Annotated in this window: 7 protein-coding genes and 2 CRISPR repeat arrays; of the genes, 3 read left to right on the forward strand and 4 right to left on the reverse strand. The window is 44.3% G+C overall.

Translation table 11 applies throughout. The features are described 5' to 3' along the window. From VB714_RS19800 to VB714_RS19815, 4 genes are all read right to left on the reverse strand, one after another. Positions 1 to 1128 (reverse strand): MBOAT family O-acyltransferase (locus tag VB714_RS19800; protein WP_323226393.1); only part of this gene is annotated, 1128 nt, incomplete at its 3' end. An 8-nt stretch (positions 1129 to 1136) separates the two neighbouring features. Next, positions 1137 to 4181 (reverse strand): hypothetical protein, encoded by a 3045-nt coding sequence (locus tag VB714_RS19805; RefSeq protein WP_323226394.1) that lies wholly within the window; start codon positions 4179 to 4181, stop codon positions 1137 to 1139. Between the two features lie 563 nt (positions 4182 to 4744). Further along, a CRISPR array of direct repeats spans positions 4745 to 5059; the repeat unit is 35 nt; unit sequence CTTTTACAACTAATCCCCTTTTAGGGGACTGAAAC. A 143-nt stretch (positions 5060 to 5202) separates the two neighbouring features. Continuing rightward, complete coding sequence (locus tag VB714_RS19810) at positions 5203 to 5838, reverse strand: DUF1361 domain-containing protein (RefSeq protein WP_323226395.1); 636 nt, start codon at positions 5836 to 5838, stop codon at positions 5203 to 5205. A gap of 19 nt (positions 5839 to 5857) precedes the next feature. Further along, the gene (locus VB714_RS19815; protein ID WP_323226396.1) at positions 5858 to 6496 is read right to left on the reverse strand and encodes a ThiF family adenylyltransferase; all 639 of its coding nucleotides are present in this window, start codon (positions 6494 to 6496) and stop codon (positions 5858 to 5860) included. Between the two features lie 190 nt (positions 6497 to 6686). Between VB714_RS19815 and VB714_RS19820 the strand changes: the two genes are divergently transcribed. The 3 genes from VB714_RS19820 (at position 6687) to trxA (ending at position 8857) form a co-directional block, all read left to right on the forward strand. Next, complete coding sequence (locus VB714_RS19820; protein WP_323226397.1) at positions 6687 to 7565, forward strand: methyltransferase domain-containing protein; 879 nt, start codon at positions 6687 to 6689, stop codon at positions 7563 to 7565. Beyond that, positions 7562 to 8230: a hypothetical protein gene (locus VB714_RS19825; protein ID WP_323226398.1), complete on the forward strand. Its 669-nt coding sequence runs from the start codon at positions 7562 to 7564 to the stop codon at positions 8228 to 8230. Before VB714_RS19820 ends, VB714_RS19825 begins: the two co-directional genes overlap by 4 nt. Positions 8231 to 8536: 306 nt before the next feature. After that, positions 8537 to 8857 carry a thioredoxin gene (gene trxA / locus VB714_RS19830; protein ID WP_323226399.1) on the forward strand — a complete coding sequence of 107 codons (321 nt, stop codon included), beginning with the start codon at positions 8537 to 8539 and terminating at the stop codon, positions 8855 to 8857. A gap of 278 nt (positions 8858 to 9135) precedes the next feature. Further along, positions 9136 to 9530: direct repeats of the CRISPR family, unit length 37 nt; unit sequence GTTTCAGTCCCGATCGCGGGATTCATTAATAGGAAAG. Positions 9531 to 9533: the final 3 nt, after the last annotated feature.

Consider the following 9533-nt stretch of genomic DNA (forward strand, 5'->3'; position numbering starts at 1 on the left):
TGCACCGTGCCAAATTCCTGCAACCAACATAATGAGAAAAAGATTCAAACAAGTTCGTTTTAAACTCTTTCTCGAACCACCGAGAGGAAAATATAAATAGTTTCGCAACCAATCTCCGAGGGTAATATGCCATCTGCGCCAAAAGCTGGCAATACTTGTGGTAAAATAAGGAAAATCAAAGTTTTGCGGTAGATTAAAGCCGAGAAACATGGCACTTCCTCGAGCAATGTCTACATAGCCGCTAAAATCAAAGTAAAGTTGTAAGCCATAAGTTAAAACAGCTAACCAGAGATCGCCACTTCCTGCTCGTTCTAAACTGCCAAAACAGAGATCGACAAAAATGCCTAAGCGATCGGCAATTAATGCCTTTTTAACTGCTCCTTGAGCCATCAACCATGCTCCTTCTGAAAACTGTTCTGGAGAGGGATATTTGATTTCTCTAAACTGATTGATGAATTGATGAAAGCGGGTGATGGGTCCAGAAATTAGTTTGGGAAAAAAGAGTTTATAGCTGGCAAATTTGAGAAAACTTTTGGTGGCTGGCGCACCGCGATAAATATCAATAAGATAGGCAATACATTCAAAGGTAAAAAAGGAAATTCCGAGGGGTGCAATGAGGCGATCGCCAATCCAATCTGCACTTTGGCTGGCAACAGGAAAGTTAAGTACCATTGCAATCGTATCGAGCAAAAAAGGGAGGTATTTAAAACCTAATAATAAAATCACATTGAGTCCCACGCCAAAAATAAGTAGTTGGGTGGCGCGGTTATTCCAAACTTGCTGCATTTCTTCCCATTCTTGATTGGAAAGTCGAGAATATTGCGGCTGAAAACTTCCCCGCGATCGCACTTCCATAATTTTGCCCAATTGAAAATTAAGAAAGGTCATTAAGAGAAGAAAGGGAATATATTCAATTTGGAGTAAACTATAGAAGATTAAACTAGCAAAGCAAAGAATCCAAAGGCGTATATCTTGGGTCGATTCTGAAGGGCGATCGCCAGACAATTGAGAACCTGATGCAGCTTGGGAAAAATCTAGTTTAACCGCAGGACGAAATCGACCATAGTACCAATAAATCCAAACTAAAGTTAATAAAAATACGCCATAAAGTGGATCTAATAAGTTCATAATTACAATTATAGATCGTCAAAAATACTCTCTCGGGCGAGGAAGACGGAAACTTGATAAGCACCGTAACGGTTAAGATGGCTGGGATCGGAAAAATAATCATAGTCAGTTTGCCAGCGCTGCGCTAGATTGAGAAAATCAAAATTGTATTGTTCTGTGGCAATTTGCATTTGTTCTTGAAATTTTTCTTCGTATTTACTGCGAACTGGGTCTTGTAAATATTCATGGGTGAGGGGAAGATTAACAAAAACCACTTGAACTTGTTGGTTTGCCAGATAAGACATTAACTTATGAAACGCATCGTATTGACTGCCAAGTATATTAAAAGAACTGTAGTCGCGATCGTGGATTCCAGCAACTTTGGGATGGGATAAATAATAAGTTTCTGGATCGAAACGGACAGAAAGCGGGAGAAAACCATCGGTGTCAATCGGTTCTCGGGCGAAAACAGAGGGGGTTGTTTCCCATATATCTAGGTCAAGGTTTAAATCTTCTACAGAAGGAATGCGGGCAGTAAATTGGATGCTTAAGGCATCTTTGAGGCGATCGCGTTGGGCATAGACTCCAGAAAATTCTCCCAATGCTTCCCCAAACCAATGATTGATATCTTGATAACCTGTTGTTAAGTTCTCACTGAGATTAGCGAGAGAAAATTCCCAGGATTCTTCCATCGGCGTTTCCGAACCGGGAAATTTCCCCTGTTTTAATTGGCGAAACCCTCGAGAACTGGCGATCGCCTCATAAGTTAAGTCTTGTCTACCGCTATTAAACGCCCTCGCACCATCTGCCCAAATAATACGTTTAGGAAGTTCCTCCGCATTTAAAATCTGTGCCAGTAGCAGATGTACTACTTGTGCCGTCGCTCCATTAATCCCGAAGTTAAAAATATCGATGCGATCGCCAGGTATTGGTGGGCTGTCTTCACTGTTGCCCGTTGCCTCTTCCCCGTTGCCTAATTCCCTCTTCCCTATTTCCTTTTGTAACACCGTTGGATCGATACCGCGCAACGCCCGAGAACTCCCGACAATTAGAATATCCGGCGCACCCCATCGCTTGACTCGTTCTCGATATAAAGCCAGTTTTTCGTCTAATAGCGTATTGTTAAAGGATGAACTCGACAGTCGCGCAACAGCAAGCATCGCTGCCTTTTGAGCTTCCTTTTCTTCAGATTCGTTAGGTTTGGTCTCCAAACCGGGTAGGGGTTTGGTCTCCAAACCCTCCTCCAAACCCTCCAAACCCCCACCCCGATCGCCAAATTCTTCAACATTAGCGATCGCCCCCGAGATTGCATTGTGCTGCGTTAACCAGCGCATTAAACCCCAATCAATCTGTATGGCGAGAAAACAGCCGATCGCCAGCCAGGTTAAAGCAGCCGGAAAACTGGTCTTGGAGGGATAAGAGACGGGGGTTTGTGTGAGGGAAGATTTTGCTTCTTGAGAAGGAAGAGGTGCAAAAAACTGCGTTGCATTGAAAATTGTCTGCAAGCGCGATCGCCAAACTTGCCATCCTTGTAGAGGCGCAACAGAGGCTGGAGAAGCGTCCGCAACCACAGAACCATCCGGAGGGGGAGAAACGGGGAAAAATAGGGGTTTGGAGGAGGGGTTGGAGGAGGGTTTGGTTTGCTGCCATGTTCCTGCCTGGAAACGTTTGGCCTCTTCAAAATCAATACCATAACTCCAGAGAGGAGAAGACTGCCCCGATCGCCGTCCGTAAATTCTGGCTCCTGCGAGATCGTCAATTTTCAACTTTTCCAGTAATTCTTCAATTTTAGGAGCCACGAGGGTTTGGCGCGGACAAACCACCGCCTCGGTCATAATATGCAGTAAGCGATCCTTAAAACAGAGTTTGATGCGAATGCCTCCCGTGGCCAAACGCCCTTCTACATCGGGGTTGAGTAAGCGTTGCAACAAGAAATTTAAGGCTTCAGGATGTTTTTGTTGGGCGAGAAGGAGAGTAGAGAGGGCTAATTGTGGGTCCTTTGCGGCAGGTAATTCCAACCAATGCACCCAAATGGGGCGATCGGGGAATTCCTCCAAGTTTAAAAGCGCTGCATCTTCCGGGATAAAATCCTCTGATTCCGGCGTTTTCAATCCGTAAATTTCTGCGGTTTCGATCCCTTGGGGTGATAATTCTTGGAGAAGAGGCGCGATCGCGCTAACCACTTCCTCTCGCGCAGGGGCTACTTCTGAAGCGGGTAAATCTTCTCGCCAACTGGAAAAGATATGTAGTGTCTTGTCTTTGAGTACTGTGTTAATGCGAATATCCCGATGCTGAAAGCAATTTTCCAGCAAGCATTCAATCGATTGAATATCCCCCCATCGCGCCCATTCTCGCAACATTACCGATCTGCGGGTCAGATCGACTTGTAGCATCCAATCTGGGGTTTCTTCCCCTTGGACTTGGGCGCGAATAATCGCTTCCTTAAACCCTTCCAGTTCTAAATCTCGCAACTGCTGGGCAATAGGTTCGGCAATCAGAGAGGCATCGGGACTATAGTGACAGCTACAAATAACCCAGAGGCGCTTGAAAGAAAAGCGATCGCCATCATCGGGAAGTTTTTGGATCAGCACTTTAACCGCGACACCGAGATGAGAAAGGGATTCGCTGAGATAGCGGGCGATCGCCTCGGGAGTTCCACCCCGTGCTAAGTCTTCATTGGAAATGGGGAGTGCTGGGGGAGTGGGGGAGTCGGGGGTTGGGAGTTGGGAATCGGCAGCAGGAGGGGGGGTCTGTATGCGATCTAAAACAATCGATTCAATCCAATCTGGGCGCTGTTTGCCAATGCTTCTACCGTAGAGGACAATTTTATAGATTGGGTCTTCTGTATTGCGAAAAAAGCGCTGAAAACTCACTGCTTTGGTTTTGAGGGCGCTAACGAGACGAGTCTTTAAAAGCTCCTGTTCCGGTGTTTGGGAGCCCTCGCAAAGAATGTGGAGATTATTCCCTCGCAGGCGAATTCGCAGCCGAACTCCTGGCTCTTGAATCGCTTGATAGAGCCATTGAGACAATGAGGAAGGTTGTAGTTTGTTTGGACTCCGTTCGATATCAAGCATTTAGAGAATTGCGGAAGGTGGGGAGATGGGGGATAAAGGAAGAATCAATTTCTTTAAATGATTGTTACGATAGCAAGAAATGGGGAATTTAGGGAAGCGGGATAAGGCTAACCATTGATTCGGACGGATTCGGTCTGGTGTTGCGACGTAAAATTTAGATTATTTTAAATAACCCGAGTTGCTAGTTACAAATAGGATACGTTTCGATCCCCCTAAATCCCCCTTAAATCCCCCTCCCGTCCCCCTTAAAAAGGGGGAAAGCCAGAGGATGCTTCGCTTTTTCAACGATGGGGACTTCCGGATTCTCCCCCCTTATCAAGGGGGGCTGGGGGGGATCGAATCAATAACTAGCAAGTTGAGTTAAATAAACGGTTGTGGCAAATTGTAAATCGCTGAAACCCCTATTCTTTCGTTGACTGCCACAAACTCCTTTTCTAGCAAGGGTTAGAGGAATTTTATACTGGTTTTTAATTGCGAATCTGTCTCAATAATTGGGTGCGGGCTTGACTGCCACAAAATCGGCTGCTAGGATAGGCTTAGTGTAAGGCTTCCAGAAGTGGTCCCTTTTACAACTAATCCCCTTTTAGGGGACTGAAACATAAATTCCTAAGGCCTGTGGCCACTCCATCAAGAACTTTTACAACTAATCCCCTTTTAGGGGACTGAAACGCCTAGCACCCCCCTCAGGAATGCCTGGAGGTCGCTTTTACAACTAATCCCCTTTTAGGGGACTGAAACCACACCTCCTGTGGGAGTTCGGATTGGCGTGCCTGCTTTTACAACTAATCCCCTTTTAGGGGACTGAAACGGGGGAGTTAATTGCTCATTTTCAGGAACGAACCACTTTTACAACTAATCCCCTTTTAGGGGACTGAAACATACTACGGTTCCCGTAGACGACAACATATTTTCCTTCTTTTACAACACCTTAATCGGGTTAGTAGGGACGTTTCATGCAACGTCCCTACAGATTCTGCGATCGCGGAATGCTAAGGTTTCCTACATAAAAATATTCTAAATGCTAAGATCGTATTTCTTTAGTTTGCTGAAATCTCAACTTTAAACCGATCGCCAATTGTTTACCCAGCCAATAAAGCATCGTTAAAACAATAAAAGTGATGCCAATAACTAAAACATTCATGGGATCGTAAAAATTAACAATACCCGTGTGAAAAACATCGATAGGCTTTGTCACAAAGTCCCAACTGTTAAAACGCTGAAATCGTCCTAAAAATATCCCGACAGCAGAGAGAAAATGGAGCATTAATTCACAGGGAAAAATAAATCTTGATTTTCCTTCTTGTTTTAAATAATCCCCTAAATTGATTAAAGATAAAACATAAGCGCCAAATCCAGCACCCAAAAAGAGAGTATATTGAGGAATCAAAACCAGAGTCACGATCCAAATTGAATACCCGTTACGAATAAAATTAATTAAATGAACCGTATCCGTTAAAACATAGGGCGCATTAGGCAGAAAAGCAACGAAAGTTAATAACCCCAACCACCATAACCAGGAACGAGGCTTTTCACTTTTAAATAGCCAAAGACTTAAAGCAAAAGGAATGAAAGCGAGAAAAAGATTCCAAGCAATAAAATGACTCCGCATTAATGCTTTCAAAGAAGTAACAAACCAAAAGAATAAACGTTCTAGCATGATTTTTCCAAAAAATAAATTAAGCAATAAAAGGTTTAACAGCAAAATCCCCTAGTGTCAGGGTATGACTGTCTTGTTCTCCTAGGGATACAAATTTGATAATGACTTCACTGGCGATCGCCACCGCTAGTAAAACTAAATTACGTGCTAAGGGATAATCGCAAATATCGTCATTTATAGCAGAAGGAACGCGATATTTGTCATTCCAGATAACCTCAGCATAATCTCTAGAGAGTCCAACATGAAGACAAGCAAGATTATTTTTTTGGCAATAGTCTTTAACCGCTTGACGAGATGAACTATTATCAAAAGTATCGATAACTAAATGAGCATTACCCAGCAATTGCGAACAATTTTCAGGGGTTAATTCCTTCGATTTTTCATTGACCGCAACCCCCAAGGCACGATAAAGCGTATTGGTTAAAATCTTAGCTTTATATGCTCCCACATCCGATTTATAATAGGGCTGCGTCGATAAATTGCGTTCTTCAATGCGATCGCGATCGATAATTGTTAATTGCGAAAACCCCGATCGCGCTAAATTCTCTGTTAAATTTGCCCCCAATGCCCCAGCCCCGCAAATCGTCACGGGAAACTCAGCAATTTTTGCCATTAGTTCTGGCGATCGGTATAATTGTTCGTGAAAGAATATACTCATTTAGTAGTTGATAGTTGATAGTTGATAGTTGATAACGGGGAATGGAGTATCTTACCCAACAACAAATCCTGACTCATCGATTTCGGATACATTTGGTAGAAAATTTTATTAGGACTTACGCAGCTAGGGAGCGAGACGCTCCCACTACTGTATTCTCTTGCTATGGTAAATGCGTAAGTCCTTTTTATTTATGACTGCTTCAACTTTAAACGAACAAATTGCCCAATTTTATGATGCCTCAAGCGGACTCTGGGAAGAGATTTGGGGCGAGCATATGCACCACGGATATTATGGGCGATCGGGCAATTATAGAACCAATCGACGACAAGCACAGATTGAATTAATCGAAGAATTACTCAACTGGGGCAATATTCAACACCCCCAAAATATTCTCGATGTCGGTTGTGGCATTGGAGGCAGTACCCTCTATTTAGCACAAAAATATAACGCCCGCGCTACCGGAATTACCCTCAGTCCCGTACAAGCCAACCGAGCCACAGAAAGAGCCGAAGCCGCCAATTTAAACCCAAAACCAGAATTTCACGTCGCCAATGCCTTAGAAACCCCCTTTGAGAGCAATTCCTTCGACCTGATTTGGTCATTAGAAAGCGGGGAACATATGCCGGATAAAAGCCAATTTCTGCAAGAGTGTTACCGCGTCCTGAAACCGGGAGGCACCTTTATTTTAGCGACATGGTGCCATCGTCCCTTAAATTCTCTGGCCGGGGAACTTACCGCCGACGAAAAACGACATCTAGAGGAAATTTACCGCGTTTATTGCTTGCCTTATGTCATTTCCCTGCCCGAATATGCCGCGATCGCCAAGCAATGCGGATTGCAAAATATTCGTACCGATGATTGGTCCATCGCCGTTGCACCCTTTTGGGACCGGGTGATTGACTCTACTTTCGAGGCGAGTTCCCTTCTGGGTTTGTTAAATTCGGGTTGGGGTACTCTGCAAGCAGCACTTTCTCTCGGGTTAATGCGTCGGGGATATCAGCGCGGGTTGATTCGATTTGGTTTGCTATGCGCCAGCAAAGAACAATTATCAAAGAACAATAAACAATGAACAAGAAAATCATGAAAAAAATATTACTCGTGTTCGGCGCGATCGCCATCCTGGGGGGAAGTATCTCTGTTCCCGTGCAAGCCGACCCTCCCGTACAAATTGCCGAAAATCAAGAAAGTCAAGCCTCCCAATTCACTCCTGGTCTTTTGGAATTAGAGGATTTACCCTCGGGTTTTCGAGAACTTCCTCCCCAACTTTCCGACCAACTTTCCCAACAATTGCTGACTATTAGCAACCAATTTCGCCAAGGGGGTGTCGATCCGCAAAAATTCTTTATTTTCTATCATCCCAGTAGCTTAGAAGTTGTTTTTGGGTTTACGGGAGAGATCGCCGATGTCCCCTATTTTGATGCAAGTTTACAACTCTTAAAAGAAAGTCCCGATTTGCAACAAAGTATTATGGAGCAAATTCAGGAAGCCCTCAAAGACGTTTCAGTAGCCGAACTAACAGAATTGCAAGTTGTTCCCACAGAAAAGATGGGGGATAATTCCATCGGCGTTAAAGCGGGGATGAAAGTGCTGGGAATGTCCTTTCAGGGGGACTTAATTTCCTTCCGACGGGACGAGATGGGGGGGTTTGCAGCCGTCATGTATCGCCCGTCGCGATCGCCCCAAATTTCCGCAAATGCCTTAGCTGGCAAGATAGACGGTAAAATTACGAATTGATGAGAAATGTTCAACAAATCTTCATTTTGCCTAAATATGCTCTGGAAAAACCAAAGCAGTAGCCTACAATAGAGAAAGCGGAGACGAATGTTTCCGTTCACTCCTCACACCACTAATGCGCCCGAACTTCGTTCGGGTGCTTTCTTATCAGGCATTTTCGCCTTCAGCGTTTGAGATTAATGGCCGAGAAAAATAATAATCCCGTATCATTAATCCTTTATTGCTCTGAAATTCCCTGAGAGTTGCGACTATGGTAAGATCGCCTAGGATAGTATAAATATTTGATAGCTAGAGGAATTTCACCCTATGCCAGCAGAAGTTTCAGACAGTACTTTTAAACAAGAAGTCCTAGAAAGCAACGTTCCCGTTCTCGTAGATTTCTGGGCTCCTTGGTGCGGTCCATGTCGAATGGTGGCCCCCGTTGTTGAAGAAATCGCCAATCAATACGAAGGACAAGTTAAAGTTGTCAAGCTAAACACTGACGAAAACCCGGACATTGCTAGTCAGTACGGAATTCGCAGTATTCCTACCTTGATGATTTTTAAAGGCGGACAACGAGTTGATATGGTTGTTGGTGCGGTTCCTAAGACAACTCTGGCCAATACGTTAGAGAAATATCTCGAGTAACCTGCATCGGGTAATCTGTTAATGCCGCGATCGCCTTTTACACTTTTTAATTTCATCCTTTCTAACAAAATGCCTCTGTCCCTTGAAGACTCTGGCATTTTTGTTATTTTTGAGTCGCTGGAGGGAAAGAAGCGGAGCAAATATTCAACAAAAGTGGCGAGGATTCCGCACTTGTATGGGAAGCATCGCCACAATGTTTGTACTCAACCTTGAGGGGTGACAAGGGGGCTGAAAGGTAAAGATTAACTCTTTCTGACTTCCGCGACGCTATGGGTAATGTTTCAGTCCCGATCGCGGGATTCATTAATAGGAAAGTCTGCTGTACTTTCCATGAGTCAGAACAAACGCTTGTTTCAGTCCCGATCGCGGGATTCATTAATAGGAAAGCCTGAATCAAATCTCCTTCAGGATTTAATTTTAGTTTCAGTCCCGATCGCGGGATTCATTAATAGGAAAGAATTGTTGCGAGGGGGGTTAAACGCCGAACAAGCGTTTCAGTCCCGATCGCGGGATTCATTAATAGGAAAGGCGGCGGCATCCCCCGGCTGAACGGGAATCGCAATGTTTCAGTCCCGATCGCGGGATTCATTAATAGGAAAGTTCGCTTGGCCTTCCCTCTTGCTGGGTTTCCGGTGCGTTTCAGTCCCGATCGCGGGATTCATTAATAGGAAAGGTG

This window comes from Spirulina sp. 06S082, assembly GCF_034932145.1.
GTDB lineage: Bacteria > Cyanobacteriota > Cyanobacteriia > Cyanobacteriales > Spirulinaceae > CCY15215.

Bases quoted from the DNA above. Each gene is read 5' to 3' on its own strand.
- VB714_RS19805 (WP_323226394.1), bottom strand. From the start codon at position 4,181: ATGCTTGATATCGAACGGAGTCCAAACAAACTACAACCTTCCTCATTG.
- VB714_RS19810 (WP_323226395.1), bottom strand. From the start codon at position 5,838: ATGCTAGAACGTTTATTCTTTTGGTTTGTTACTTCTTTGAAAGCATTA.
- VB714_RS19815 (WP_323226396.1), bottom strand. From the start codon at position 6,496: ATGAGTATATTCTTTCACGAACAATTATACCGATCGCCAGAACTAATG.
- VB714_RS19820 (WP_323226397.1), top strand. From the start codon at position 6,687: ATGACTGCTTCAACTTTAAACGAACAAATTGCCCAATTTTATGATGCC.
- VB714_RS19825 (WP_323226398.1), top strand. From the start codon at position 7,562: ATGAACAAGAAAATCATGAAAAAAATATTACTCGTGTTCGGCGCGATC.
- trxA (WP_323226399.1), top strand. From the start codon at position 8,537: ATGCCAGCAGAAGTTTCAGACAGTACTTTTAAACAAGAAGTCCTAGAA.